The 24633-nt window shown below is 69.3% G+C and carries 30 protein-coding genes; 17 read left to right on the forward strand and 13 right to left on the reverse strand.

From position 1 onward, the window contains the following. Nucleotides 1-12: 12 nt before the first annotated feature. From AOQ37_RS01295 to AOQ37_RS01315, 5 genes are all read right to left on the reverse strand, one after another. Nucleotides 13-1302, reverse strand: a complete 1290-nt coding sequence (locus AOQ37_RS01295; protein WP_062640290.1) for a phage tail family protein — start codon at nt 1300-1302, stop codon at nt 13-15. Beyond that, nucleotides 1299-2492, reverse strand: a complete 1194-nt coding sequence (locus AOQ37_RS01300) for a phage tail protein (RefSeq protein ID WP_062640291.1) — start codon at nt 2490-2492, stop codon at nt 1299-1301. Before AOQ37_RS01300 ends, AOQ37_RS01295 begins: the two co-directional genes overlap by 4 nt. Nucleotides 2493-2510: 18 nt before the next feature. Continuing rightward, nucleotides 2511-3194 (reverse strand): hypothetical protein, encoded by a 684-nt coding sequence (locus tag AOQ37_RS01305; protein WP_159401280.1) that lies wholly within the window; start codon nt 3192-3194, stop codon nt 2511-2513. 80 nt (nt 3195-3274) lie between these two features. Further along, nucleotides 3275-3703: a DUF3592 domain-containing protein gene (locus AOQ37_RS01310; protein ID WP_062640294.1), complete on the reverse strand. Its 429-nt coding sequence runs from the start codon at nt 3701-3703 to the stop codon at nt 3275-3277. A 43-nt stretch (nt 3704-3746) separates the two neighbouring features. Next, nucleotides 3747-3962, reverse strand: a complete 216-nt coding sequence (locus AOQ37_RS01315) for a hypothetical protein (RefSeq protein WP_062640296.1) — start codon at nt 3960-3962, stop codon at nt 3747-3749. 279 nt (nt 3963-4241) lie between these two features. Here AOQ37_RS01315 and AOQ37_RS40720 point away from each other — a divergent pair, with 279 nt between their 5' ends. Beyond that, nucleotides 4242-5612: a hypothetical protein gene (locus AOQ37_RS40720; RefSeq protein WP_199824930.1), complete on the forward strand. Its 1371-nt coding sequence runs from the start codon at nt 4242-4244 to the stop codon at nt 5610-5612. Nucleotides 5613-5664: 52 nt separating this feature from the next. On the opposite strand, the gene AOQ37_RS42050 is transcribed toward AOQ37_RS40720, so the two are convergent. The 5 genes from AOQ37_RS42050 to AOQ37_RS01345 form a co-directional block, all read right to left on the reverse strand. Beyond that, a complete protein-coding gene (locus AOQ37_RS42050; protein ID WP_078889928.1) occupies nt 5665-6042 on the reverse strand; it encodes a hypothetical protein in 378 nt (125 codons plus the stop codon). A 131-nt stretch (nt 6043-6173) separates the two neighbouring features. Next, nucleotides 6174-6464 (reverse strand): hypothetical protein, encoded by a 291-nt coding sequence (locus AOQ37_RS01330; RefSeq protein WP_062640301.1) that lies wholly within the window; start codon nt 6462-6464, stop codon nt 6174-6176. 176 nt (nt 6465-6640) lie between these two features. Continuing rightward, the gene (locus tag AOQ37_RS01335) at nt 6641-7243 is read right to left on the reverse strand and encodes a phage tail tube protein (protein ID WP_062640303.1); all 603 of its coding nucleotides are present in this window, start codon (nt 7241-7243) and stop codon (nt 6641-6643) included. A 146-nt stretch (nt 7244-7389) separates the two neighbouring features. Continuing rightward, nucleotides 7390-7803: a phage tail termination protein gene (locus tag AOQ37_RS01340; RefSeq protein ID WP_062640305.1), complete on the reverse strand. Its 414-nt coding sequence runs from the start codon at nt 7801-7803 to the stop codon at nt 7390-7392. A 912-nt stretch (nt 7804-8715) separates the two neighbouring features. Beyond that, on the reverse strand, nt 8716-9207 hold the full coding sequence (locus AOQ37_RS01345) for a helix-turn-helix domain-containing protein (protein ID WP_062640309.1): 492 nt from the start codon (nt 9205-9207) through the stop codon (nt 8716-8718). A gap of 237 nt (nt 9208-9444) precedes the next feature. Between AOQ37_RS01345 and AOQ37_RS01350 the strand changes: the two genes are divergently transcribed. The 3 genes from AOQ37_RS01350 (at nt 9445) to AOQ37_RS42305 (ending at nt 10719) form a co-directional block, all read left to right on the forward strand. Then, nucleotides 9445-9786: a WhiB family transcriptional regulator gene (locus tag AOQ37_RS01350; RefSeq protein WP_107085069.1), complete on the forward strand. Its 342-nt coding sequence runs from the start codon at nt 9445-9447 to the stop codon at nt 9784-9786. Next, nucleotides 9779-10441 (forward strand): hypothetical protein, encoded by a 663-nt coding sequence (locus AOQ37_RS01355; RefSeq protein ID WP_062640310.1) that lies wholly within the window; start codon nt 9779-9781, stop codon nt 10439-10441. Before AOQ37_RS01350 ends, AOQ37_RS01355 begins: the two co-directional genes overlap by 8 nt. A 110-nt stretch (nt 10442-10551) precedes the next feature. Next, nucleotides 10552-10719, forward strand: coding sequence for a MerR family transcriptional regulator (locus AOQ37_RS42305; protein WP_468581997.1), 168 nt, complete (start codon nt 10552-10554; stop codon nt 10717-10719). Nucleotides 10720-10727: 8 nt separating this feature from the next. Here the strand turns inward: AOQ37_RS42305 and AOQ37_RS01365 are convergent, their stop codons facing one another. Continuing rightward, nucleotides 10728-12005 carry a putative hexosyltransferase gene (locus AOQ37_RS01365; protein ID WP_062640312.1) on the reverse strand — a complete coding sequence of 426 codons (1278 nt, stop codon included), beginning with the start codon at nt 12003-12005 and terminating at the stop codon, nt 10728-10730. Nucleotides 12006-12145: 140 nt separating this feature from the next. Between AOQ37_RS01365 and AOQ37_RS01370 the strand changes: the two genes are divergently transcribed. The 5 genes from AOQ37_RS01370 to tuf all read left to right on the forward strand — a co-directional run bounded on the left by AOQ37_RS01370 (nt 12146) and on the right by tuf (nt 17915). Beyond that, nucleotides 12146-13297 carry a glycosyltransferase family 2 protein gene (locus AOQ37_RS01370; RefSeq protein WP_107085070.1) on the forward strand — a complete coding sequence of 384 codons (1152 nt, stop codon included), beginning with the start codon at nt 12146-12148 and terminating at the stop codon, nt 13295-13297. 257 nt (nt 13298-13554) lie between these two features. Then, on the forward strand, nt 13555-13926 hold the full coding sequence (gene rpsL, locus AOQ37_RS01375; protein ID WP_003948652.1) for a 30S ribosomal protein S12: 372 nt from the start codon (nt 13555-13557) through the stop codon (nt 13924-13926). A gap of 3 nt (nt 13927-13929) precedes the next feature. Further along, nucleotides 13930-14400 (forward strand): 30S ribosomal protein S7, encoded by a 471-nt coding sequence (gene rpsG / locus AOQ37_RS01380; RefSeq protein WP_020132641.1) that lies wholly within the window; start codon nt 13930-13932, stop codon nt 14398-14400. Between the two features lie 39 nt (nt 14401-14439). Beyond that, nucleotides 14440-16566 (forward strand): elongation factor G, encoded by a 2127-nt coding sequence (fusA, locus tag AOQ37_RS01385; protein WP_062640316.1) that lies wholly within the window; start codon nt 14440-14442, stop codon nt 16564-16566. A gap of 155 nt (nt 16567-16721) precedes the next feature. Then, on the forward strand, nt 16722-17915 hold the full coding sequence (tuf, locus tag AOQ37_RS01390) for an elongation factor Tu (RefSeq protein WP_057602878.1): 1194 nt from the start codon (nt 16722-16724) through the stop codon (nt 17913-17915). 110 nt (nt 17916-18025) lie between these two features. On the opposite strand, the gene AOQ37_RS01395 is transcribed toward tuf, so the two are convergent. After that, nucleotides 18026-19060 carry a hypothetical protein gene (locus tag AOQ37_RS01395; RefSeq protein WP_062640317.1) on the reverse strand — a complete coding sequence of 345 codons (1035 nt, stop codon included), beginning with the start codon at nt 19058-19060 and terminating at the stop codon, nt 18026-18028. Beyond that, a complete protein-coding gene (locus tag AOQ37_RS01400) occupies nt 19053-19658 on the reverse strand; it encodes an RNA polymerase sigma factor (RefSeq protein WP_062640325.1) in 606 nt (201 codons plus the stop codon). The genes AOQ37_RS01395 and AOQ37_RS01400 overlap by 8 nt, the downstream gene beginning before the upstream one ends. 533 nt (nt 19659-20191) lie before the next feature. Here AOQ37_RS01400 and rpsJ point away from each other — a divergent pair. The 8 genes from rpsJ to rpsC are packed head-to-tail and all read left to right on the forward strand — an operon-like array spanning nt 20192 to nt 24633. Further along, a complete protein-coding gene (gene rpsJ / locus AOQ37_RS01405; protein WP_003948644.1) occupies nt 20192-20500 on the forward strand; it encodes a 30S ribosomal protein S10 in 309 nt (102 codons plus the stop codon). Between the two features lie 18 nt (nt 20501-20518). Next, a complete protein-coding gene (gene rplC, locus AOQ37_RS01410; RefSeq protein ID WP_020132636.1) occupies nt 20519-21163 on the forward strand; it encodes a 50S ribosomal protein L3 in 645 nt (214 codons plus the stop codon). A gap of 7 nt (nt 21164-21170) precedes the next feature. Next, a complete protein-coding gene (rplD, locus tag AOQ37_RS01415) occupies nt 21171-21827 on the forward strand; it encodes a 50S ribosomal protein L4 (RefSeq protein ID WP_057602879.1) in 657 nt (218 codons plus the stop codon). After that, nucleotides 21827-22246, forward strand: coding sequence for a 50S ribosomal protein L23 (gene rplW / locus AOQ37_RS01420; protein ID WP_020132634.1), 420 nt, complete (start codon nt 21827-21829; stop codon nt 22244-22246). Before rplD ends, rplW begins: the two co-directional genes overlap by 1 nt. A 40-nt stretch (nt 22247-22286) precedes the next feature. Next, nucleotides 22287-23123: a 50S ribosomal protein L2 gene (rplB, locus tag AOQ37_RS01425; RefSeq protein ID WP_020132633.1), complete on the forward strand. Its 837-nt coding sequence runs from the start codon at nt 22287-22289 to the stop codon at nt 23121-23123. A 12-nt stretch (nt 23124-23135) separates the two neighbouring features. Next, entirely contained in the window at nt 23136-23417 is a 282-nt protein-coding gene (gene rpsS / locus AOQ37_RS01430; RefSeq protein ID WP_020132632.1) for a 30S ribosomal protein S19, read from the forward strand. A gap of 41 nt (nt 23418-23458) precedes the next feature. Continuing rightward, nucleotides 23459-23806, forward strand: coding sequence for a 50S ribosomal protein L22 (rplV, locus tag AOQ37_RS01435; protein ID WP_003974262.1), 348 nt, complete (start codon nt 23459-23461; stop codon nt 23804-23806). Beyond that, complete coding sequence (gene rpsC, locus AOQ37_RS01440) at nt 23806-24633, forward strand: 30S ribosomal protein S3 (protein WP_020132630.1); 828 nt, start codon at nt 23806-23808, stop codon at nt 24631-24633. Before rplV ends, rpsC begins: the two co-directional genes overlap by 1 nt.

Consider the following 24633-nt stretch of genomic DNA (forward strand, 5'->3'; position numbering starts at 1 on the left):
GTCACCTCACTCTCATGTGCGGGCGTGGGCGGAGGCGAGGAAGAGCAGGTCTTCCGCGGTGCCGCGGGGGCCCGTGCCCGCGCTCTCGTGGAACTCCTTGACCCGGTGGGCCGGTCGGTGCGCCGGTGCGCCGGTGCGCCGGGCGAGCGCCCGCTGCCGCTCCAGGGTGGTCAGCGGCAGCACCCGGCCCGCGCCCCGGGACGCGCCGGGGACGGCGATGCCGCCCTCCGCGAGCATCGGGATCTTGTCCAGGTGGATGCCGAACTTCTTGCCGAGGATCGAGAAGCTCAGGGAGTTGAGCCCGTCGATGACCCAGTTGGCGAAGGCGATGAGCCCGGTGATCGGCCCCTTGACCACACCGGCGACGGTCTGCGCGCCGGTGGTCACGAACTTCCCCATCGCGCCCAGGGTGCTGGAGGTGGCCTCCTTGATCCGGGTGAACATCCGGGGGATGTCCTTGCTGATCCAGTCCAGCGCCGGTTTCACCGCGTCCTTGAACCCCCGCCAGAGCGACGACACCTTGCCGCTGAGCGCTCGGGTGTCGCCGGTGGTCAGTGCCCTGAGGACGGCGAAGCCGGTACCGAGGAGCGTGCCGATGACGGTGAGCGCGGTGGTGATGACGGCCAGGTAGCCGGTGACGTACGTGTTCACCGCGCTCGCGATCGCCTTGAGCAGCGGGGTCATGAGGGTCAGGTAGCCCTCGACGTACTTCAGGACGAGGGTGGCGAGCTGTTCCATCAGCCGTTGGCCGGTCTCGGAGTTCAGCGCCAGGTCCATCAGCCAGCCGGCCACCGGGAGGAGCAGGCCGGTGACGAACCCGATCGGGTTGGCACGGGTGAGGGCGTTGACGATCAGCATCACGCCGGAGCCGATGGTCATGGCGGTGCCGAAGGCGCCCATCAGGTCGCCGAGCACCCCGGAGGCCTCGATGAGCGCGCCGACGACGGCGAAGGCGCCACCGAGGGCGGACTTGACGGCGCCGAGTGACGTGCCGGCGCCCTTGGCGCGGGTGCCGGCCGAGGTGATGCCGGAGGCGGCTTCGGCGGCGGTCCGCCCGGTCTTCGCGACGGAGCGGCTCGCGGCGTCGGCGCCGGTCTTCAGCTGACGTACGGCGGTGGCGCCCTGGGCGGCGGCGGAACGGACGGCGTCGACGCCGGTGGCGGCGCTCCTGATCCGGCCGACGAGGGTGCGCGCGGTCGCGGTGCTCTGTCCCAGCCCGGTCCGGAAGGCCTGGAGGGCCGGTGCCACCCCGGCGAACAGGTCGGCCGCCCCGCCTCCCGCAGGCAGCGCGGCGGCGCTCATCCGCGTGCCTTCGCCAGGAACATCAGCGCGTCGGCGGTCCGCTGCGGGCTGCTGCTCTCGGCCGCGTAGTAGTGCTCGATGTGCAGCGCGCCGCCCGCCCCGGCGGCCCCGGCGTAGGCCGGCCCCTGGGCGGCGGCCCGCCGCAGCAAGCGGTCCAGCTTGCTCAGCGGCAGGACGGCCTCCGCCTCACCGGCTTCGGCGAGGATCGCCGGGACACCGCCGGAGCGGGGCATGACGACACCGCCGGTGGCCAGCATCGGGATCCTCGGCAGGCTGACGCCGAAGGTCTTGCCGCCGACGCCCGGGACCCAGCCCGGGATCGACACCTTGATGCCGTTGAGGGCGCCGATCGCGCGGTTGATGATGCCGATGACCGCGTTGATCGGGCCCTTCACCGCGCTCTTGATGCCGTCGAAGGCCCGGCCGGCGATGCCCTTGAGGCCGCCCCAGATGCTGGACAGCTTGTCCTTGACGGCCTTGAAGGCGTTCGGGATCGCGGACTTGACCCAGTTGACGACCGGCGAGATGACGGCCTTGATGCCCTTCCAGACGCTGGAGACGACCGTCTTGATCGCGTTCAGCGCGGTGGTGATGACCTTCTTCCAGATGGCCACGTAGGTCTTGATCACCGTGGCGACGGCCTTGACGACGGCCGAGATCGCCGTCTTGATGCCGTTCCAGACCGACTTGATGAGTTTGGCGGCGTTCTTCATGATCGGCCCGATGGCCTTCATGACGGTGCCGATCACGGACTTGATGACGTCGAAGGCGGTCTTGAGGACCTTCTGCATGGTCTTCGACTTGGTCGCCATGTCGACGACCTTCTCGATGAGCGGTGCGAGCAGGTCCATGAGCATGCCGAAGAAGTTGCCCTTCATCGACTTGTTCATTTTGTCCTGGCCCTTGGCCGCCTTGCTCGCCCCGGACTCGTACTTGCCGAGATTCGTCCCGGCGGCGGAACCGGTCTTCCCGGCCTTCCCGAGCGATTTCTCGGCCTGGTCGGAGGCGGTCTTGAGCTTCTTCAGCTCATCGCCGGAGTTCTGGGCGGACGACTTGAGGTTCTTGAGCCCGGAATCCGCGGCGCGAGCCTTGTCACCGATTTCCTTGGCGGCCGTGCCGGCGGCCGTGGACTTCCCTTTGAAGTCCGCAAGAGCGCTGGAGGTTCTCTTCAGCGACTGTACGAGAGACATGTTCCCTCAATTCGTTGGTCAGGCGCCCAGGCCGTCGAGCGCGGAGGCGAGCGCGTCCACGGCGTCGCGCACTTTGCCGACGTCCTTGGCCACGGGGCCGATCCGAGGTTCCTTGGCGTCGATTCCCTTGTGGTTCTTGGGGAGCCCATCTCGGTTGTTCCGGGCGTCGCGTGCCGAGTCGCGCGCCTTCTTCAGAACGTCCTCGATCCTGTCGACCCGCTCCGGTAGTTTTTTGAGGGTTTTCTCGAATTCGTCCTTGAGTGTTTTCGCGTCGGCCTTCCGCTGCTTCTCCGCCGCCAGCTCCGCCTTGGCCTGCGCGCTGAACAGTGCCAGCGTGTTGGCTTTCGCGATCTTGAAACCCTCGACGACGTCCTTCAGTTTCCATTCCTTGACGAGGGTGAGGTCGACTTTGAGAAGCTGCATGTCGAATTTGACAAGCTGAAGTGCGCCGACGGCGCCGATGATCATCCAGCGAGTCACTTTTATCTTTTCTTGCAACTTCTGGATCTCGGCGGTATGGGTTGCGACGTCGTTCTTGAGTTTCGCAGCGGCGGGATTGGTCATCTGCTCCAGATCGATGATCCGCTGGAGAACGGATCTGGGGTTTCCCAAGGGTGACCCCAGTTCCTTCTTGATGTCCTTGATGTCGCTCTCGGCTGTTTTGAGGTCCCCGTCGAGAGTGGGGAGATCTCGATTGGCCATGCGTCCTCCCTGGACAACAGGAAGGGCCCGGCTGCCGGAGCCGGGCCCTCTTCGGATGTGGCGGGTGTGCGGGTGTGGTCTCAGAACGTGTCCGCGAGGATCAGCCATGTGGTGGCGGCCAGGCCGAGGCAGCCGGCGCACAGCGAGAGGATCTCGGTCGTTCTGAGCCGCCCCGGCAGGACGGAGGGGAGAGTGAAGACGCTCGGTGCCGCTGGGTCGTAGAGGACCTCGGTGATGTCGCCCTCCTGTATGCCGCGGGGCAGATGGCGGACAGCTTCGCTCGTCTCCGCCGTCACCTCGCTGCCGTCGGGCAGGGCGAAGGTCACCACGGCGTAGTAGAGCTCGTGGCCGTCCTCCTCCCTCGCCTCGCGGAAGCGGACCAGTTCCGCGGTCGTCCTGACTCCGCGCAGCCGCAGACGGCATCGGCTCATGGCCTGGACCGCCATCAGTACGCAGAGGGTGCCGGTCGTCGCGGCGACGAAGCTGCCGCCCAGCTGCTCGATCGTCATGCCGGGACCGTACTCGCCGGGAGTGCCGCGGTTCCGGCGGTCTTCAGGATCGGCCTCGACGGGGATGCCGGGAGCGCCCCGCCTCCGTCAGGGCGTCCGACCAGCCGGCGGCGTAAGCGCGGGACTCCCGGGCGAGCAGCTCTTCGTACACCCGGTCCAGCAGGGCCTCGCGGTCGGGAGGCGTGGTGTGCAGGAGGTGGGCGAGGCGGGTGTAGGTATCGATCGGCTGCTTCGGGGAGTTGCTCGTGCCAGTCGCCATGTCGGCCTGCTTTCCGGTCTGTCCGCTGGGCTGTGGTACAGGTGGCGCCTCTGAGGCGTTCGAAACGCGTGTTCGAACTAGTGTACGAGTAATCCTGTGGTGCCGTTCTGTGTTTGGCGAGGAGCATCCGTCGTTCAGCCGTCGGGACCTGCGGTGATGCCGGGGTGCGCCCGAAGAGCCGCCCAGGTCGGTGGAGTAAGATCCGGCCGTTCTCCCGTCGGCTACGAAAAAGGTGAACAGCGGCGCTCCGCAAGGGAACTGAGTGTCCGCCATACGACGGTGGACGGCGACGGGCAGCCGTCCTCGCGCGGGGGCGCGATGGGGCCAGGGGACGAGAGCAGGGCCTACGGGGTGGACGGGGACGCGAGCGACGTGCGGCGCGAGCAGGTGATCGACTGGCTCGAACAGGCCGCCGATCTGCCGCATCTCATCGCCCGTGTCTCGGAGCTGGTGCTGCGGCTCGGCCATGAACCGGAGGACCTGGTGGTCCTTCCCCGCGGCGAACTCGACCGGCGGGAACTGGCCGCGTACAGCGCGGGCTGGGCCGACGTGGTGGACGAGCAGCTGCCCGCGATCCGCCGCGCGTACGAGGAGCGGATCACCGCCGCCTACCTCCAGGGCCAGGAGGACGCCCGCACCGGCCACCGTCCCCGCCGGGCCCGACGGCCCGAGGGGGAGCACGAGCACGAGCGCGGCGGCGAGGTCATTCCGCTGCCCTACATGGGACTGCTGCGCCCTCCGTCCGCGTGGACGCGCGTGGAGCAGCGCGGCGACCGGGAACGTTCGATGGCGGACGGCGCCCCGGTGCCGACACCTTCCCCGACGGCGCCGACGGGAGAGCCGGACGGGCGGACGGACGGGCGGACGGACGCGAGCAGCGATGGGGGCAGGGACGGGAGCAGGGAGGGTGGGGACGGCGGTCCGGGCGCGGCCAACGTTGTCGGTACGGCGGACCCGACCGGCCCTACCGGCCCGATGAGCTCGACCGGTCCGACCGGTCCGACCGGTCCGACCGGACCGACGCGCCCGAAGGCGGACGAGACCGGCGGTGCCGGTGGCGCCGGTGGCGCCGGTGGGGTCGAGGCCGGCTCCGGTGCCGAGGGGGACATCCTGCTCTCCGCCCGTGAGGTGCGGGGAAAGGGCGCCGCGTCCTCCGACCGGCGGCCGGTGGTCCGGCGCAACGGTCGGCCGAGCGTGCCCCCGCTGACCCTGCCCGGCGAGCTCGGAGCCGCCGGACGGGAGCGAGCACGCAGGCCGGACGGTGCCGGAACCGCGGAACGACCACAGCAGGCGCAGCCCGAGCGGACCGAGCGGAACGGTGACGTCGGACGGACCGAGCGGACCGCGGACGTCGAGCGGACCGAGCGGAACGGCGACGTCGGACGGACCGAGCGGAACGGCGATGTCGAGCGGACCGAGCGGAACGGCGATGTCGAGCGGACCGAGCGGAACGGCGATGCTGAGCGGACCGAGCGGAACGGTGAGGTCGAGCGGGCGGAGCCGGTCGCGCCGGCCGATCCGGGGGGCACCCCTGACGAACCCAGGGCCCGGCTGCTCTCGGACAAGGCCCGGGCGCTCGCGGACGAACTGGAGGGCAGGGCCGGCGGCCGCCGCCGGGACGAACGGAACGGCCCGCCGGGTTCCCGCTGAGCGGGGCCGACGGGCACGACGTGACCGGCCGTCCGGTGGGCGGCCGGGCGGATCAGCCGAAGAAGCGGGCCAGTTGGGACGCCGACGGCGCCTCGTCCGGGCTGGATGCCCGCGACCCGTCGGTCGAGGGACCCGGCCCCGAGGCCGAACGCCCGCCGCCCCCGGAGCGCTCGCCGGACTTCTCGTACTCCTGGTACTCCCCGCGCTCCTCGTACTCGCCGTCGTCCTGGCCGCCGTTCCCGGCCAGGTCCGCCGGACGCGGTACCGGGACCGGGGCGTCCGGCTGTTCCCCCTCCTCCGAGTTGACGCAGGCGAACATCCAGTTGGCGGCCGCCAGGTGGTCCACGGCGGCGGCCAGCAGATGGTCGGACACCGACCAGTCGGCGGCCTCGCCGTGCAGTTCCCGGTTCAGCGCGCTGTCGCGCGGCAACTGCTTGACGAGTACCGCGAGCCGCCGCGTGGAGAGGCGCTCCCGGTGCCAGTCGAGCAGATCGATCCCGTAGTAGCGGAGGAGGTCCGCCTCGAGGGCCTCGGCGTGTTCTTCGACGAACCCGACGAGGCTCAGCCTTCCCCCAGGCCGAGCCCGGTCTCCTTGCCGTAGGCCTCCAGGATCGCCGCGATGTCCTGCATGGTGACCTCGTGCCGCTCGAAGCGGGCGAACTGCTGCTCGCCCATGAGCAGGCCGAGCAGCCCGTCCACGTCGTTGTCGTCGAGCTCGCGCAGCGCCTTGGCGGTGCCGCGGGTCAGCTCGGTGGGCAGGGTGAAGCTCTCGTCGTCCAGCTCGAACGACCAGGTGCGGCCGAGGGCCTCGAGGCGCTGGGCGCGGGCGGCGTTGACGTCGAAACGGGCCATGGCTATGGGTGCTCCTTGGGTTCTCGGGTCATCGGAGGTCGTCGGAGGTCGGGGGTCGTCTGAAGTCATCAGGCGTCACCGGGACGCGGGGGCCTGGGACGCCAGGGCCCGCGGGGGTACGGGGCCCGGGGCGGTGCGGGCGGCCGGTGTCGGCGCGCCCGCCCCGCCCCGGTGGGTCAGGACGCGGCGTACGCGGCGTCCTTCATCACGAAGCTGGCCAGCGCCGAACCGTCGGCGGCGGCCATCGCCGTGTAGGTGATGCCGAGCTGGGCCGCCGACTTGCGGGCCAGCTTGATGTCGTCCGCCGCCGTGACCTGGCCGCGCGGCACACCGAAGCGGTAGGTCACCGTGGCGCCGTCCGAGGCGCGGACGTCCGTGAACTCCAGGCCGAGGGCACGCACATCGGCGTACGGACGGTCGGCGATCTCGTACTTGTAGACGCCGGTCGAGCCGGTGACCGCCTCGACCGCGCCGCCGCCCATGAAGAACGGCAGCGTGTCCTCGTTGAACTGAAGCAGCGAGAACTTCAGCGTCAGGTCGCGGTCCGAGTAGACGAAGTGCACCGGGCTCACGGCCTGCCACACGTCGACCGGCTCCAGCTTGTCCTTCTTGCTGAAGGTGACGCCGTCACCGGAGGTGAAGCCGAGGTTCTTCCAACCGGTGGCCCAGTCGGTAGACGGGTCGGTGGAGAAGGTCGTCGGAACCTTGGTGTCGGCGGCGGCGACGTAGAGCCGGCCGACGCCTGCGATGCGGATCTCGGAGGAGTTGGTTCCTGCCATGGGTGGGTCTCCTTATAGAGGGGTGATGCGGGGCGCCGTCCCCGGCCGTTCCGGGTACGGCGAAGGCCCCGCCGACTCGCGGCTGCGAGGGCGGGGCCTTCGGTCTGTGGGGCACGGCGTCCTGACGGATCGCCCGTGCGGGCCGGTCAGTGGACGTCCAGGAACACCTTGAGCACGGTCACGTAGCGGTGGGCCGCGCGGTAGAGGTAGTCGGGCAGCCAGCGCGGGCCGTCCTGCTCCTCCACCTCGGTGATCAGGTTCGTGCCGTACCGGTTGCCGGCCGCGGCCAGCAGCGCGCGACGGGCGGAGTTGGCCAGGACGTGCGCGGCCTGCTTGGTCGGGCCGTACACCTCCAGCTCGATCAGCGGCTGGTCGACGTGCAGCTCGCCGATCCACGCGCCGCCGCGCCGGTTGACGAGGACGGCGGCGGTCGTGCCGTCGAAGTTCGCGGGCGGCTCGACGGCGACGAGCGCCGTGGAGAGCGCCGAGTCGGCCTCCAGGATGTCGACGACCAGGGCCTCGACGTCCGGGAAGGCGCTCGGTGGGGTGGGTGTGGTCATGCCGGGTCACCTCGCCGTGAAGAAGGGGAAGTCGCCGGGCGGGCGCCGCGCGGGGGCGGGGGAGGGGAGGCGCGCGGCGCCTCGGCCCGGCGTACGGCGGCGGGTGCGGCCCGCTCGGGGCTCGCGGGCACAGCTCCGCCGCTGCACCAACTGTGACAGACGATCGTGCGCGCACGCAACTAAAACGGCGAGGCGGATGTGAGGGGAGGTACGGAAGGGGCGGGGATCCAGCGCAGCAGGGGAGCCGTCGACCGACTCCCTCGACCCGCAGGAAGGGGGCAAGCGGTCGATCCGGCCCCTCGACCCGTAAGGGGGAGCGGGCTCGACCCGTAAAGGGGAGCGAGCGGGCGGGCGTCGATCCGGGCCCCGCGGGACCACAGGGAAGGAGCGCGTCGCCGGCCCACGGACCTCTCGCGACCTGTGGCGAAGGGGGGGCGCGTCGCAACCCGGGCTCGGCCGGGGGAAGGGGGTGTGCCGTTCCGATCCGGGTCCCAGGCGCCGCAGGAAAGGAGCGCGTCGCCGGTCCGAGGACCCCTCGCGACCCGTAGTGAAGGGGGCGCGAGTGAAGGGGGCGCGTCGCAATCCTGGCTCCCGGCCGGGGAAAGGGGGTGTGCCGTTCCGATCCGGGCGCTCGGCCCAGGAGCGGGACGGGTCGTCGATCCGGGACCCCTGATCCGGGACCCCTCGACCCGTAGGGAGGGGATGAGTCGCCGATCGGGGTCCCTCGACCCGTAGGGAGGGGCGCGTCGCCCGCTCGGACATTCGGCCCGCGGGAACGGGCGGGACGTCCGGTCCGGGGCTCTCGGTCCCGCGGAGGGGGAGAGGGTGACTCGTCGGTCGGAGCTCCCGTCGGCCCACGGGTGCCCTTCGACCGAGGCCGGCGCGTCGTGCGTGGCCGGCACTCGCGCTCGGTCAGTCCGCGGTGGGCGCGGCCGCGGCCGTCTCCACCAGGACTCGCCCGTCCTCGCGCGCCCGCGTCACCTCGGCCTCGGCCTGGCTCGGCAGGAACTGTTCCACCACCCTGACGAACATCTCCCGTCGGTCGGCGGGCACGCCCAGCAGGTCGGCGACCTCCTCCAGCGTGGGGCGGCGGCCGAGATCCGCGCCGGGCGCGGGGGAGGCCAGGACGTCGTGCGGGTCGGCCAGTTCCTCCGCGGTCAGCCGGCCGGAGCGGATGAGCATGTCCCGCACCGGCACGCCGAGCACGCGGGCGAGCCTGCGGGTGGTCTCCAGGTCCGGCATGCTCTGCCGCTGGAGCAGCCGGGTCACCGCGGCACGGTGCACGCCTGCCTCGTCCGCGATTCTCGACTTGCCGCCGCCGCGCGGACTGTCGATGTCGTAGCCGCGTTCGCGCATGAGGTCTTCGACCCACGCGGCGAATGCGTCCAAGCCCTGGTTGGTCATGTCTTTCTCTCTTCCTTCGGGGGTGGGCAAGAGTTTAGCTTGCTTGCGCGCACGGAATTACGTGCTCTCGAGCAAGCACTGAGGAAAATTCGTGCAGTTCGTGGAGATTCGGGGGACGTTCCGGCTCGGGCCTCTAGGAAATTCGTTGCGGGCGCGCACGCAACGTGTAAGTCTGGAAGGCGTTCACCCAGCACGGCCAGATACGGCTCGATCACGAACCCAGGGGGTCCCTTGTCCATGCCCGAAACGAGTTCCTGCCCTTCGGCCCCAGGCTGGCAGTCCGCGGCGGCCTGCGCCGGGCTCGCCCCGCAGGTCGTCTTCTCCAAGAAGGCCAAGGTCGCCGCCCCCGCGCTCCGGGCCTGTGCCGGCTGCCGCGTACGGCGGGCCTGCGAGGAGACGGTGGCACCGGCCGACAACTGGTTCGACGGTGTCTGCGGCGGCCGGCTCTGGCGCTCCGGCCGCCCGGTCCCCGTTCCCGCGCATCTCCTCCCGCCGGCCCCGACCCCGGCCCCGACCCCGACCCCGGCCCCGACCCCGGCACCGACCCACCTCCCGGTCCGGGGAGGCACCCGTGGCTGAGCCCTGCGAGGACCGCCCCACCGCCCAGGCCGCCCTCTGGATCGGCACCCTTCTCCAGCAGTTCCCCGAGTTGTCCACGGAACTGGTGCCCGGCCGCACCACCCCCGCCCACCGCCCCGCCGCGTCCCGGCCGCCCGCCGATCTCGGCGCCCGGCTGCGAGCGGAGCGCGAGGAGCAGCTGCTCCTGCGGCAGCGGCACGGCCTCGTGGCCCCCGGCCACGGCGCGGCCCCGCTCCGGCTGCATGTCTCCGACGCCATCCGCGACATCACCGACGGCGTGCTCGAACTGGAGGAGGCGGTGCGCGACCGGCTCGGCCTGCCCCGTCCGCGTCGCGCCTCCGTGCCCGAGCGGCTGCGCCGGATCGCGTCCCTCCTCGACCGCGTGGCCGCCGACACCGTCCTGGCCGCGCATGTGCGCGACGAGACCCGCCGGATGGCCCGTCGCTGTGCCCGCGCGCTGGGCGACACCGAGACCGTCGTACGGGTCGCCGGCCGTTGCCCCTGGTGCGACTCCGTCTCGCTGCGGGCGTTCCCCGACCGCGCGGCCGTCCTCTGCGTCAACCCGGCCTGCCGGTGCCCGGCACCGGACTGCGGCTGCCACGACGACCCGGCCTACCGGCACACCTGGGACGAGGGGGAGTGGGCGCCCGCATGACCGACCCGGACCGACGCGACCCCGGCCGACGCGACTCCGACCGACGTGACTCCGACCGACGTGACTCCGACCGGCGCGTCCCCGGCCGACGTGCCGACGATCGACCGACCCTGATCCCCGGCCCGCTCGCGGCTCAGGAGGTCGGTGTGGCCCCCGCCACCATTCGCAAGTGGGTCCAGCTCGGCCACCTCGAGCCGGCCGGCAAGGCGGGCCGGGCCCAGCTCTTCCGCCTGGAGGACGTGTTCGCCGCCGAACGCGCCACCCGCCGGGCCCGGTGACCCCCGGCCTACGGAATGCCCAGCTCGAAGATCACGTAGTGCGCGTACCACCCCGACGCGACGGCCGCCGTCCCGAAGAACACCGCGAGGCTCGGCCACTTCAGCCGGCCCAGCGCCGCCGCCGGGGCCAGCAGCAGCGGGAAGACCGGCAGCAGGTACCGCCCCGTGTTGCCGAACATCTGCTGGGTGCCCAGCACGGTGATCACGCTCGCCAGGGTGTACGCGACCAGCACCAGCGGCGGCTTCTTGCGGAGCATCAGCGCGATCAGGAAGGGCAGCGCCAGCACCAGCTGGACGCCGAGGAGGTCGGGGACCGAGAACGCGAACAGATAGTCGTGGCGGCCGACCGCCGTGTTGCCCAGCACGTCGAGGGTGTAGGAGCCGAAGTCGAAGTAGTGCGCCCACCCCTCGCGCTGGAGCGTGAAGTACGCGGTGAGGTCGCCCATGGAGAGGCCGACCCAGGTGATGTAGGTGAGCAGGCCGAGCGGTGCGGCGAACATGGCGTACAGGGGCCCCGAGATCCCGTGCTCGCGCCTGCTCTCCCGCCGCGCCAGGGTGACGATCGCGGCCAGCCCGACCGCGCCGATGAGCGCGGCGGAGGTCGGCCGGTTGAGCCCGGCGACGAAGGCGAGCAGCCCCGCCGCGACCCACCGCCGCTTCATCACGCAGTAGCAGCACCAGGAGGCGATGGCGACGAAGACCGACTCCGAGTAGACCGCCCACTCCACGCCCGCGCCGGGCACGACCGCCCACAGGCCGGCCGCTGTCGTGCCCGCCCGTACCCCGGCGAGCGTCGAGACCACGGCGTAGATGCCGGCGGCCGCGACGAAGGAGGCGAGCACCGAGACCAGGATCCCGGAGCCGTACAGCCCCAGCCCGGTGATCTCGGAGACGCCCCGGATCAGGCCCGGATAGAGCGGGAAGAAGGCGACCGAGTTCTGCTTGACGGTGAACAGCCCGCCCGGCGCGAGCCGCTCCAGCGGCCGGGGGTCGTACCCCTTCTCGGCGACCTGGAGGTACCACCAGCCGTCCCAGGTGGCCAGGACGTCCCACCAGTGGGCGCCGCCGCCGAAGCGCGGGTTCTTCTTCTGGTATTCGTCGGCCGATTCCAGCAGCCAGGCGAAGACCGTCAGGCCCACGAGCTTCGTGACGCCGTAGAGGAGCACCGGAGCGAGGTACGGTCGTACACCGTCCGGCAGGGTGAGGCGGCGCGGTCTCCGCGAGCGCTGCTCCGGTCCGTCGGGCACGGCGGGGTCCGTCGCCGTGTCGCTGGAAGCCGTGCTCATGGCTGGGGTCCCCCCTCGGCCGACCGCCGGACAGCCAGGGGCGCCACATTGTCCGGATGATCGTGAAGTGTGGTCATAAGAGTGTGGTCATAAGATCGCAACAGAGTCGCACATGTGCGCCACAGGTTGGGGGAGGACGGGTGACCGAAGTGCCGAACACCACGGCCGCGGCGACCGTCTTGTCGGTCGTCATACCCATGTACAACGAGGAAGAGGTGCTGCCCGCGCTGGTGAGCCGGCTGCGTCCGGTCCTGGCGGACCTCGGTGTCGGCTACGAGGTGGTCGCGGTCGACGACGGCAGCACCGACCGCACGGCTGAGCTGCTGGCCGCCTTCCGGCTCGGCTGGCCGGAACTGCGGGTCATCGGCCTGCGCCGCAACTCCGGCCACCAGGCCGCCCTCACCGCGGGCCTGGACCGGGCGCACGGCGCGTACGTCGTCAGCATCGACGCCGACCTCCAGGATCCGCCCGAGAAGATTCCCGAGATGCTCGCGCTGGCCGGCGCCGAGGACCTCGACATCGTCTACGGCATCCGCGCCGACCGGGCCAGCGACACCGGCTTCAAGCGCTGGACGGCCGGCCTGTACTACCGGCTCGTCCGCCGTCTCGCCGGGCCCTCGGTCCCGGCCCAGGCCGGCGACTTCCGGTTGCTGAGCCGGGCGGCCGTGGACGCCCTGAAGGCGCTGCCGGACCAGCAGCGCGTCTACCGCCTCCTGGTGCCGTGGCTGGGCTTCCCCAGCGGCGAGGTCCGCTACGAGCGTGCCCCGCGGCCGGCCGGCCGGAGCAAGTACCCGCTCGGCCGGATGATCCGGCTGGCCGTCGACAGCGTCACCGGCTTCTCGGCCGCACCGCTGCGCATCGCCACCTGGCTGGGCGGCTTCGCGTTCCTGGTCTGCCTGGGCCTGATGGTCTACACCCTGAGCGCCCACGCCTTCCAGCACACCGTCCCCGGCTGGACGTCCCTCTTCACCGGCGTGCTGTTCATCGGCGCGGTCCAGCTGATCTGCGTCGGCCTGCTCGGCGAGTACGTCGGCCGCATCTATACGGCCGTACAGAACCGTCCGACGTATTTCATCGGCCACGACACGGCGGCGGGCACGACAGGCGCGGCAGGTACGGCGGTACAGGCGCAGGCGCAGGCGTCGGTGGATGTCGTGGTGGATCCGGCGGTCGGAGCCGTGAAGAGCCCGTTCCGGCCCGGTGAGCCGGTCGTACCGTCCCCCGGGCCGCCTCCCGGAGGCTCCGCGGACTCCTCTGCTCCGCTATCACAGGGGCTGGGCCGGCGCTCGTAAACCTCCTGCGTGTCGGCGGCGCGGCTTCTGTTTTGACCGGAGTGAATGCGCTAGGTACGCTCAGACCTTGTGCCTGGGGTGTGCCCTGGCCCTCGTGCGTGTCTTCAACCGCACACGGGGCCCAGCTAGCGGCCACCGTGATCTGCGCCTCTTCTCGCCTCGCGGCGGAAGTCCGCCGGATCCGACACACCCGACCGCGTGGGTCGGCGAAGTTCCAGGTTAGCTTCACCATTCGGCACACAGAAACCGGAGAAGTAGTGCCTACGATCCAGCAGCTGGTCCGGAAGGGCCGGCAGGACAAGGTCGAGAAGAACAAGACGCCCGCACTCGAGGGTTCGCCCCAGCGTCGCGGCGTCTGCACGCGTGTGTTCACGACCACCCCGAAGAAGCCGAACTCGGCCCTGCGTAAGGTCGCGCGTGTGCGTCTGACCAGCGGCATCGAGGTCACTGCTTACATTCCGGGTGAGGGACACAACCTCCAGGAGCACTCCATCGTGCTCGTGCGTGGTGGCCGTGTGAAGGACCTGCCCGGTGTTCGCTACAAGATCATCCGCGGTTCCCTCGACACCCAGGGTGTCAAGAACCGCAAGCAGGCCCGCAGCCGCTACGGCGCCAAGAAGGAGAAGTAAGACATGCCTCGTAAGGGCCCTGCCCCGAAGCGCCCGGTCATCATCGACCCGGTCTACGGTTCTCCTCTTGTCACGTCGCTCATCAACAAGGTGCTGCTGAACGGCAAGCGCTCCACCGCCGAGCGCATCGTCTACGGCGCCATGGAGGGCCTGCGCGAGAAGACCGGCAACGACCCGGTCATCACGCTCAAGCGCGCTCTCGAGAACATCAAGCCGACCATCGAGGTCAAGTCCCGCCGTGTCGGTGGCGCGACCTACCAGGTCCCGATCGAGGTCAAGCCGGGTCGCGCGAGCACCCTGGCGCTGCGCTGGCTCGTCGGTTACTCCCGCGCCCGTCGCGAGAAGACCATGACCGAGCGCCTCCTCAACGAGCTTCTCGACGCGTCCAACGGCCTCGGCGCCGCTGTGAAGAAGCGCGAGGACACCCACAAGATGGCCGAGTCCAACAAGGCCTTCGCGCACTACCGCTGGTAGTCGCTACCCACATCGAGACCGAGAGAAGACGAAAGCCTTATGGCTACCACTTCACTTGACCTGGCCAAGGTCCGCAACATCGGGATCATGGCCCACATCGACGCGGGCAAGACGACCACCACCGAGCGGATCCTGTTCTACACCGGCGTCTCCTACAAGATCGGTGAGGTCCACGACGGCGCCGCCACGATGGACTGGATGGAGCAGGAGCAGGAGCGTGGCATCACGATCACCTCTGCTGCCACCACCTGTCACTGGCCGCTTGCCGATGTCGACCACACCATCAACATCATCGACACCCCGGGCCACGTCGACTTCACCGTCGAGGTGGAGCGTTCGCTGCGCGTGCTCGACGGTGCCGTGACGGTGTTCGACGGCGTCGCGGGTGTCGAGCCCCAGTCCGAGACCGTTTGGCGTCAGGCGGACCGCTACGGCGTGCCGCGTATCTGCTTCGTCAACAAGCTCGACCGGACCGGTGCCGAGTTCCACCGCTGTGTCGACATGATCAGCAGCCGCCTGGGTGCGACGCCGATCGTGATGCAGCTCCCGATCGGTGCCGAGGCCGACTTCAAGGGCGTCGTCGACCTGGTCACGATGAAGGCCTTCGTGTGGTCCGCCGAGGCGGAGAAGGGCGAGATGTACGACGTCGTCGACATCCCGGCCACCCACACCGAGGCTGCCGAGGAGTACCGCGGCAAGCTCGTCGAGACCGTCGCCGAGAACGACGACGAGATCATGGAGCTGTACCTGGAGGGCCAGGAGCCTTCCGTGGAGCAGCTGTACGCCGCGATCCGTCGGATCACCATCGCGTCCGGCAAGTCCGACGGCGTCACGGTCACCCCCGTGTTCTGCGGTACCGCGTTCAAGAACAAGGGCGTCCAGCCCCTGCTCGACGCGGTCGTGCGCTACCTCCCCTCCCCCCTGGACGTCGAGGCCATCGAAGGCCACGACGTGAAGGACCCGGAGCTGGTCGTCAAGCGCAAGCCGTCCGACGACGAGCCGCTCTCCGCCCTCGCGTTCAAGATCATGAGCGACCCGCACCTGGGCAAGCTCACCTTCGTCCGGGTCTACTCGGGCCGCCTGGTGTCCGGCACCGCCGTGCTGAACTCCGTCAAGGGCAAGAAGGAGCGCATCGGCAAGATCTACCGCATGCACGCGAACAAGCGTGAGGAGATCGAGGCGGTCGGCGCCGGCGACATCGTCGCCGTCATGGGTCTGAAGCAGACCACGACCGGCGAGACGCTGTGCGACGACAAGGCCCCCGTGATCCTGGAGTCCATGGACTTCCCGGCTCCGGTCATCCAGGTCGCCATCGAGCCCAAGTCGAAGGGCGACCAGGAGAAGCTGGGCATCGCGATCCAGCGCCTGGCCGAGGAGGACCCGTCGTTCCAGGTCCACTCGGACGAGGAGACCGGCCAGACCATCATCGGTGGCATGGGCGAGCTGCACCTCGAGGTGCTGGTCGACCGTATGCGCCGTGAGTTCAAGGTCGAGGCCAACGTCGGCAAGCCGCAGGTGGCCTACCGCGAGACCATCCGCAAGGCGGTCGACCGGGTCGACTACACGCACAAGAAGCAGACTGGTGGTACCGGCCAGTTCGCCAAGGTGCAGATCGCGATCGAGCCGATCGAGGGCGGCGACGCCTCGTACGAGTTCGTGAACAAGGTGACCGGTGGTCGTATCCCGAAGGAGTACATCCCTTCGGTCGACGCCGGTGCGCAGGAGGCCATGCAGTTCGGCATCCTCGCCGGTTACGAGATGACCGGCGTGCGCGTCACCCTGCTCGACGGTGGCTACCACGAGGTGGACTCCTCCGAGCTCGCCTTCAAGATCGCCGGTTCGCAGGCCTTCAAGGAGGCCGCGCGCAAGGCCAGCCCCGTGCTGCTCGAGCCGATGATGGCCGTCGAGGTCACCACGCCCGAGGACTACATGGGCGAGGTCATCGGCGACATCAACTCCCGCCGTGGCCAGATCCAGGCCATGGAGGAGCGGGCGGGTGCCCGCGTCGTCAAGGGCCTGGTGCCCCTGTCGGAGATGTTCGGCTACGTCGGCGACCTCCGCAGCAAGACGTCGGGTCGCGCAAGCTACTCGATGCAGTTCGACTCCTACGCCGAGGTTCCGCGGAACGTCGCCGAGGAGATCATCGCGAAGGCCAAGGGCGAGTAACACACTCGGTTTACACGCCGTAGGCTTGACTCCGGAGCCTCAGGGGCAAACAGCCGCATCCCCGGATGTTTGCCCCCTGGACCCGGGCTTTCCAGCAAAGATCACCTGGCGCCGATGAAGCAAGGCGTTCCAGAACCACTCCCAGGAGGACCCCAGTGGCGAAGGCGAAGTTCGAGCGGACTAAGCCGCACGTCAACATCGGCACCATCGGTCACATCGACCACGGTAAGACGACCCTCACGGCCGCCATTACCAAGGTGCTGCACGACAAGTACCCGGACCTGAACGAGGCCTCGGCCTTCGACCAGATCGACAAGGCTCCCGAAGAGCGGCAGCGCGGTATCACCATCTCCATCGCGCACGTCGAGTACCAGACGGAGACGCGTCACTACGCGCACGTCGACTGCCCGGGTCACGCGGACTACATCAAGAACATGATCACCGGTGCTGCCCAGATGGACGGCGCCATCCTGGTCGTGGCCGCCACCGACGGCCCGATGCCGCAGACCAAGGAGCACGTGCTCCTGGCCCGCCAGGTCGGCGTTCCGTACATCGTCGTCGCCCTGAACAAGGCCGACATGGTGGACGACGAGGAGATCCTGGAGCTCGTCGAGCTCGAGGTCCGTGAGCTCCTCTCCGAGTACGAGTTCCCGGGCGACGACCTGCCGGTCGTCAAGGTCTCGGCGCTCAAGGCGCTCGAGGGCGACGCCGAGTGGGGTCAGTCGGTTCTCGACCTCATGCAGGCCGTCGACGAGTCCATCCCGGAGCCGGAGCGCGACGTCGACAAGCCGTTCCTCATGCCGATCGAGGACGTCTTCACGATCACCGGTCGCGGTACGGTCGTCACCGGCCGTATCGAGCGTGGCATCCTCAAGGTCAACGAGACCGTCGACATCATCGGCATCAAGACCGAGAAGACCACCACCACGGTCACCGGTATCGAGATGTTCCGTAAGCTGCTCGACGAGGGCCAGGCCGGTGAGAACGTCGGTCTGCTGCTCCGCGGCATCAAGCGCGAGGACGTCGAGCGCGGCCAGGTCATCATCAAGCCGGGTTCGGTCACGCCGCACACCGACTTCGAGGCCCAGGCCTACATCCTGTCCAAGGACGAGGGTGGCCGCCACACGCCGTTCTTCAACAACTACCGTCCGCAGTTCTACTTCCGTACGACGGACGTGACGGGCGTTGTGACCCTCCCCGAGGGCACCGAGATGGTGATGCCGGGTGACAACACCGAGATGAAGGTGGAGCTCATCCAGCCCATCGCCATGGAAGAGGGCCTGAAGTTCGCCATCCGTGAGGGTGGTCGCACGGTGGGCGCCGGCCAGGTCACCAAGATCACCAAGTAGTTCTTGGCCGATCGACCTGGTAGCTCCAGCCTGAGCTGAAGCACCTGAGAGGGCCCGTACGACCTCGGTCGTACGGGCCCTTTCGCATGTTCCCGGCCGCCCGGGCAGGCTCAGTTGCGCTCGCCGGCCTTGTCGACGACGACGGTGGCGACACGGGTGGCCGTGGCGAGGACCGTCCCCTTCGCCACGAACGGGCCGCCGGAAGCCCTGCCGCCCACGTAGTAGTCCGTTCCGGCCACCCAGCGGACACCTCGGTAGGCGAAGGTCTCCGGGTCGAGCAGCACCTGCATGCTGTTGCGCTCGTACGCGGCGTCACGGAAGTTGCCGTCGACGCCGATCGCCACGGCCTTCCGTCCCTGGCCGTCGGTCACCTCGACCGGCTCGGTCGCTCCCTCCAGGCCGGTGATGATCCGGTGGATCGTCCGAGCCTTGTCGGCCGGGACGGCGGAGGCTCCGGAGAGCACCTCGACCACCTCGTCGAAGTCGCGCTGGGCCTGGGTCAGCCGGTACGCGCTGGTGACGCGGGTGGGGACGGACTTCTTGAGGATCGCCTTCAGGGCGGCGTCGGGGTCCTCGGGCAGGGTGGTCAGCAGGGCGTCCGTCTGCTGGGGCGGGAGCATCTGTCCGGACGCGGAGCCGGCGGGCTGGGCCCACGCCCGAACGTCGTCCGGATCTCCGGTGCCGGTGTCCGGCTCGGCCGTGGACCGGCCGTCGTAGCGGATCCAGTGCTCCGAATCGAACGACTTCCGTGTCTTCGTGTCGCACGGGCGCGTGGTGGGTGACAGATCGAACGAGCCGACCTCGCCGTACCCGGAGAAGCTCATGCCGGCGGGGCAGTTCAGCAGGACCAGCCGAACCCGGTGGTACACCCACGAGTCCGGCCGGGCGGTCGCCGTCGGAGCCGGTTGCGTCGGCGTCCGGTCGTCCTCGCGCAGTGTCAGGGTGGAGAGGAGCGCCGCGGCCGTCACCGCGGCGACCGCTCCGGCCGCCTTGAGCTTCCAGCCGGCCCTGCCGTGCCAGGGACGTCCCTCGATCTCGTCCAGCAGTCGTCGGCGGGCCGGGGCGAGCCGGGCGTGGTCGGGCAGGGGGGCGTCGGCGCGCAGCCGCCGGACCGCTGTCATCTCGTCCATCGCCGGCTCAGCCATGGCCGATCACCTCCTGGGCGTCGGGTACGAACGTGGGGTCCACGTCGCCGAGTGCGCGGCGGACCTTTCTGCGGGCCCGGTTGAGGCGGGAACGCACCGTGCCCACCGGGATGGACAGCGCCTCGGCGACCTCCTGATAGCCGAGGTCCCCCCAGGCGACCAGCAGCAGGACGTCCCGGTCGCCGCGCGAGAGACCGGCCAGCGCGCCCGCCAGGCGGCCCTGGGCGGCCTGGGCGGCCACCCGGCTGTCGCTGCGGTCGGTCCAGGAGTCGGCCACGGGGTCGTGGCCCGTGCGGGCCATGGCCCTGAGCGCCCGCACCTCGGCGCGGCGGTGCTTGCCGATCAGGTTCGCGGCGATCCCGTACAGCCAGGGCCGCGCCTTGGCGCGTGACATGTCGTAGCGCCCGCGCGTGCGGAACGCGGCCAGAAAGGTCTCGGCGGTGATGTCCTCGGCCGCGTTCTCACCCAGCCGACGGGCCGCGTACCGGTGGATCACCGCCGCGTGCCGGTGGTAGATCTCCCCGAACACCTCGGGCCGGGCCAGTGAGTCGGCGATGACGGCGGCGTCCTCGTCATGTCTGCCAGGGGGGCTGTTCACGCGGTCTCCGTGTCTGCCGTCGGTCGGATGCACCGGTTGTTACCCGCAGCCCTCGAACGGGTTCACGGTGACCGGCCTCACGTCCCGCGGCGGACAGGGCCCTGATCGGCCCGGTCGGCGTTTGACCTACGTCACGTCCGGGGTATTGTCTCCGGCTCGATTGGCTAAGGCAGTGCCCCATATGGCAGACTGTCGGAGTTGCTCGGTCGAGTGTTGATGTTGCGCGCCTCCCGCCGGGAGGACCGAAAGCGAGTCCCACAGTACTCGTCGCCCTAACTGCCCACGGGCAGCGCTGGGGCGGACGTACGGGAATCTTTCGGGAAGTGTCAATGGAGCGCCGACCAGGCACCCGGTGGGCCTTTCGTCCCCGGCTTGCGGTTCCGGAAGGGCCGTGCTTTCCCAGCAGGGATGTTCGATCATGGGGCATCTGTGTCGGCGAGAGCGCGACACACCCGACCGCGTGGGTCGGAGGAACGAAGTAAACAGACCATCTGGTTCCAGAGCGTTAGAAGAGACAGGACTACTGAGTAGCCATGGCGGGACAGAAGATCCGCATCCGGCTCAAGGCCTACGACCACGAGGTCATCGACTCCTCGGCGAAGAAGATCGTCGAGACGGTGACGCGCACTGGTGCGTCGGTCGCGGGCCCGGTGCCGCTGCCCACTGAGAAGAACGTGTACTGCGTCATCAAGTCGCCGCACAAGTACAAGGACTCGCGCGAGCACTTCGAGATGCGCACGCACAAGCGTCTGATCGACATTCTCGACCCGACGCCCAAGACCGTTGACTCTCTGATGCGACTCGACCTCCCGGCCGGTGTCGACATCGAGATCAAGCTCTAGGGGCCGGTGATCTGAAGAATGGCTAAGCAGATCAAGGGCATCCTGGGCGAGAAGCTCGGCATGACGCAGGTGTGGGACGAGAACAACCGTGTTGTTCCGGTCACCGTCGTCAAGGCCAGCCCCAACGTCGTGACCCAGGTCCGTACGAACGACAGCGACGGCTACGAGTCCGTCCAGATCGCCTTCGGCGAGATCGACCCGCGCAAGGTGAACAAGCCCCTCAAGGGTCACTTCGCCAAGGCCGACGTCACCCCCCGTCGCCACCTTGTCGAGATCCGCACCGCGGACGCCTCCGAGTACACGCTCGGCCAGGAGATCACCGCTGAGGTGTTCGAGGCCGGCGTGAAGGTCGACGTGACCGGCAAGAGCAAGGGCAAGGGCTTCGCCGGTGTCATGAAGCGTCACAACTTCAAGGGCCTCGGCGCCGGACACGGCACCCAGCGCAAGCACCGCTCGCCCGGTTCCATCGGTGGCTGCGCCACCCCGGGCCGCGTGTTCAAGGGCCTCCGCATGGCGGGTCGCATGGGCAACGAGCGCGTGACCACCCAGAACCTGACCGTCCACGCCGTTGACGCGGAGAAGGGTCTGCTGCTCATCAAGGGCGCTGTCCCCGGTCCGAACGGCGGCCTCGTCCTGGTCCGCACCGCGGCCAAGGGGGCCTGAGGTACCGATGAGCACTGTTGACATCCTTTCGCCTGCCGGCGAGAAGACCGGAAGCGTCGAGCTCCCCGCGGAGATCTTCGGCGTGGAGAAGGTCAGCATCCCGCTGATCCACCAGGTCGTCGTCGCGCAGAACGCGGCTGCCCGTCAGGGCACGCACAAGACCAAGACCCGCGGCGAGGTTCGCGGTGGCGGTAAGAAGCCTTACCGTCAGAAGGGCACCGGCCGCGCACGCCAGGGCTCGACCCGCGCGCCGCAGTTCGCCGGCGGTGGCGTCGTCCACGGCCCGCAGCCGCGTGACTACTCGCAGCGGACCCCGAAGAAGATGAAGGCTGCCGCTCTGCGTCACGCCCTCACCGACCGGGCCCGCCACAACCGCATTCACGTCGTCACCGGCGTGATCGAGGGCGAGGCTCCCTCCACGAAGGCCGCTCGCACGCTGTTCGGCAAGATCTCGGAGCGCAAGAACCTGCTCCTGGTCGTCGACCGCGCCGACGAGGCCGCGTGGCTGTCCGCCCGCAACCTGCCCCAGGTGCACATCCTGGAGCCGGGCCAGCTGAACACGTACGACGTGATCGTCTCGGACGACGTGGTCTTCACCCAGGCCGCTCTCGAGTCCTTCGTCGCCGGCCCGAAGGCCAACGACACCGAAGGGAGTGACGCCTGATGGCTACGCGTCACCCGAGCATCGCCTCCAAGGCGGCCAAGGTCGCCAAGGCCGCGCGCGTCGCCAAGGCGAAGCGCCACGCCACCGAAGGCAAGAACACCGTCGTCACCGCGCCCAGCAAGGCGTTCACGGACCTCCGTGACGTGCTGCTGAAGCCGGTCGTGTCGGAGAAGAGCTACGCGCTCCTCGACGAGAACAAGTACACGTTCATCGTCGCCCCGAACGCCAACAAGACCCAGATCAAGCAGGCCGTCCAGGCGGTCTTCTCGGTCAAGGTCACCGGCGTCAACACGATCAACCGCATCGGCAAGCGCAAGCGCACCAAGACCGGTTTCGGTCAGCGTGCCGGCACGAAGCGCGCGATCGTGACCCTTGCCGAGGGCGACCGTATCGACATCTTCGGCGGTCCGACCGCCTGAGGGCGGTCCGGATCGTCCGATATCGGACGAGGACTGAATAATGGGAATCCGCAAGTACAAGCCGACTACGCCGGGCCGTCGTGGCTCCAGCGTCGCCGACTTCGTCGAGGTCACGCGGTCCACGCCGGAGAAGTCGCTGGTCCGCCCGCTGCACAGCAAGGGCGGCCGTAACAACGCCGGTCGTGTGACCGTTCGCCACCAGGGTGGCGGACACAAGCGCGCCTACCGAGTGATCGACTTCCGTCGTCACGACAAGGACGGCGTGCCGGCGAAGGTCGCGCACATCGAGTACGACCCCAACCGCACCGCGCGCATCGCGCTGCTGCACTACGCGGACGGCGAGAAGCGCTACATCCTCGCCCCCCGCAACCTGTCGCAGGGCGACCGCGTCGAGAACGGTCCCGGGGCCGACATCAAGCCGGGCAACAACCTGGCGCTCCGCAACATCCCGGTCGGTACCACGATCCACGCGATCGAGATCCGTCCCGGTGGCGGCGCCAAGTTCGCCCGCTCCGCCGGTGCCTCGGTGCAGCTGCTCGCGAAGGAGGGCACGATGGCCCACCTTCGTATGCCGTCCGGTGAGATCCGTCTGGTCGACCAGCGCTGCCGCGCCACGGTCGGCGAGGTCGGCAACGCCGAGCAGAGCAACATCAACTGGGGCAAGGCCGGCCGTAAGCGCTGGCTGGGCGTCCGCCCGACCGTTCGCGGTGTGGCGATGAACCCGGTTGACCACCCCCACGGTGGTGGTGAGGGCAAGACCTCCGGTGGTCGCCACCCGGTCAGCCCCTGGGGTCAGAAGGAGGGTCGTACTCGTTCGCCGAAGAAGGCTTCGAACAAGTACATCGTCCGCCGCCGCAAGACGAACAAGAAGCGCTAGGAGCGGGTTTAGATGCCGCGCAGTCTCAAGAAGGGGCCCTTCGTCGACGGACACCTCGTAAAGAAGGTGGACGCCCAGAACGAAGCCGGTTCCAAGAACGTCATCAAGACCTGGTCCCGTCGCTCGATGATCATCCCGGCCATGCTGGGTCACACGATCGCGGTGCACAACGGCAAGACCCACATTCCGGTGTTTGTCACCGAGTCGATGGTCGGCCACAAGCTCGGCGAGTTCTCGCCGACGCGCACCTTCCGGGGTCACGTCAAGGACGACCGGAAGTCGAAGCGCCGCTAACGCGGGGTGGAATGACCATGACAGACACTGGAAGGACAACCATGGAAGCCAGGGCCCAGGCGCGGTACATCCGCGTCACGCCCATGAAGGCCCGCCGGGTGGTGGACCTTATCCGTGGCATGGACGCCACGGAGGCTCAGGCGGTCCTGCGTTTCGCCCCGCAGGCCGCGAGCGTGCCGGTCGGCAAGGTGCTTGACAGCGCCATTGCCAACGCCGCGCACAACTACGACCACACTGACGCCGACAGCCTCTTCATCTCCGAGGCGTACGTCGACGAGGGTCCGACCCTGAAGCGGTTCCGTCCGCGTGCCCAGGGCCGTGCCTACCGGATCCGCAAGCGGACCAGCCACATCACCGTGGTCGTCAGCAGTAAGGAAGGAACCCGGTAATGGGCCAGAAGGTTAACCCGCATGGGTTCCGGCTCGGCATCACCACGGACTTCAAGTCCCGCTGGTACGCCGACAAGTCTTACAAGGAGTACGTCGGCGAGGACGTCGCCATCCGTCGGATGATGACGTCCGGCATGGAGCGCGCCGGTATCTCGAAGGTGGAGATCGAGCGCACCCGTGACCGGGTCCGCGTCGACATCCACACCGCGCGTCCGGGCATCGTCATCGGCCGCCGCGGCGCCGAGGCCGACCGTATTCGTGGCGACCTGGAGAAGCTGACCAAGAAGCAGGTCCAGCTGAACATCCTCGAGGTCAAGAACCCCGAGGTCGACGCTCAGCTGGTGGCCCAGGCCGTCGCCGAGCAGCTCTCCTCCCGCGTCTCCTTCCGTCGCGCCATGCGTAAGAGCATGCAGTCGGCGATGAAGGCGGGCGCCAAGGGCATCAAGATCCAGTGCGGTGGCCGCCTCGGTGGCGCCGAGATGTCCCGCTCGGAGTTCTACCGCGAGGGCCGTGTGCCCCTGCACACGCTCCGCGCGAACGTGGACTACGGCTTCTTCGAGGCCAAGACGACCTTCGGCCGCATCGGCGTGAAGGTCTGGATCTACAAGGGCGACGTCAAGAACATCGCCGAGGTCCGCGCCGAGAACGCTGCTGCCCGCGCCGGCAACCGCCCGGCCCGTGGCGGCGCTGACCGCCCGGCCCGTGGTGGCCGCGGTGGCGAGCGTGGCGGTCGCGGTCGCAAGCCGCAGCAGGCTCCCGCTGCCGAGGCCCCCAAGGCCGACGCTCCGGCTGCCGCTCCGGCTGAGAGCACCGGAACGGAGGCCTGA

Origin of the sequence: Streptomyces maremycinicus (assembly GCF_001184025.1) — a bacterium.
GTDB lineage: Bacteria > Actinomycetota > Actinomycetes > Streptomycetales > Streptomycetaceae > Streptomyces > Streptomyces maremycinicus.

What these genes read in the sequence shown, in the direction of transcription:
- AOQ37_RS01295 (WP_062640290.1), bottom strand. Translation starts at nt 1,302, where the DNA reads ATGAGCGCCGCCGCGCTGCCTGCGGGAGGCGGGGCGGCCGACCTGTTC.
- AOQ37_RS01300 (WP_062640291.1), bottom strand. Translation starts at nt 2,492, where the DNA reads ATGTCTCTCGTACAGTCGCTGAAGAGAACCTCCAGCGCTCTTGCGGAC.
- AOQ37_RS01305 (WP_159401280.1), bottom strand. Translation starts at nt 3,194, where the DNA reads ATGGCCAATCGAGATCTCCCCACTCTCGACGGGGACCTCAAAACAGCC.
- AOQ37_RS01310 (WP_062640294.1), bottom strand. Translation starts at nt 3,703, where the DNA reads ATGACGATCGAGCAGCTGGGCGGCAGCTTCGTCGCCGCGACGACCGGC.
- AOQ37_RS01315 (WP_062640296.1), bottom strand. Translation starts at nt 3,962, where the DNA reads ATGGCGACTGGCACGAGCAACTCCCCGAAGCAGCCGATCGATACCTAC.
- AOQ37_RS01330 (WP_062640301.1), bottom strand. Translation starts at nt 6,464, where the DNA reads ATGGCCCGTTTCGACGTCAACGCCGCCCGCGCCCAGCGCCTCGAGGCC.
- AOQ37_RS01335 (WP_062640303.1), bottom strand. Translation starts at nt 7,243, where the DNA reads ATGGCAGGAACCAACTCCTCCGAGATCCGCATCGCAGGCGTCGGCCGG.
- AOQ37_RS01340 (WP_062640305.1), bottom strand. Translation starts at nt 7,803, where the DNA reads ATGACCACACCCACCCCACCGAGCGCCTTCCCGGACGTCGAGGCCCTG.
- AOQ37_RS01345 (WP_062640309.1), bottom strand. Translation starts at nt 9,207, where the DNA reads ATGACCAACCAGGGCTTGGACGCATTCGCCGCGTGGGTCGAAGACCTC.
- AOQ37_RS01350 (WP_107085069.1), top strand. Translation starts at nt 9,445, where the DNA reads ATGCCCGAAACGAGTTCCTGCCCTTCGGCCCCAGGCTGGCAGTCCGCG.
- AOQ37_RS01365 (WP_062640312.1), bottom strand. Translation starts at nt 12,005, where the DNA reads ATGAGCACGGCTTCCAGCGACACGGCGACGGACCCCGCCGTGCCCGAC.
- rpsG (WP_020132641.1), top strand. Translation starts at nt 13,930, where the DNA reads ATGCCTCGTAAGGGCCCTGCCCCGAAGCGCCCGGTCATCATCGACCCG.
- fusA (WP_062640316.1), top strand. Translation starts at nt 14,440, where the DNA reads ATGGCTACCACTTCACTTGACCTGGCCAAGGTCCGCAACATCGGGATC.
- AOQ37_RS01395 (WP_062640317.1), bottom strand. Translation starts at nt 19,060, where the DNA reads ATGGCTGAGCCGGCGATGGACGAGATGACAGCGGTCCGGCGGCTGCGC.
- rpsJ (WP_003948644.1), top strand. Translation starts at nt 20,192, where the DNA reads ATGGCGGGACAGAAGATCCGCATCCGGCTCAAGGCCTACGACCACGAG.
- rplC (WP_020132636.1), top strand. Translation starts at nt 20,519, where the DNA reads ATGGCTAAGCAGATCAAGGGCATCCTGGGCGAGAAGCTCGGCATGACG.
- rplD (WP_057602879.1), top strand. Translation starts at nt 21,171, where the DNA reads ATGAGCACTGTTGACATCCTTTCGCCTGCCGGCGAGAAGACCGGAAGC.
- rplW (WP_020132634.1), top strand. Translation starts at nt 21,827, where the DNA reads ATGGCTACGCGTCACCCGAGCATCGCCTCCAAGGCGGCCAAGGTCGCC.
- rplB (WP_020132633.1), top strand. Translation starts at nt 22,287, where the DNA reads ATGGGAATCCGCAAGTACAAGCCGACTACGCCGGGCCGTCGTGGCTCC.
- rpsS (WP_020132632.1), top strand. Translation starts at nt 23,136, where the DNA reads ATGCCGCGCAGTCTCAAGAAGGGGCCCTTCGTCGACGGACACCTCGTA.
- rplV (WP_003974262.1), top strand. Translation starts at nt 23,459, where the DNA reads ATGGAAGCCAGGGCCCAGGCGCGGTACATCCGCGTCACGCCCATGAAG.
- rpsC (WP_020132630.1), top strand. Translation starts at nt 23,806, where the DNA reads ATGGGCCAGAAGGTTAACCCGCATGGGTTCCGGCTCGGCATCACCACG.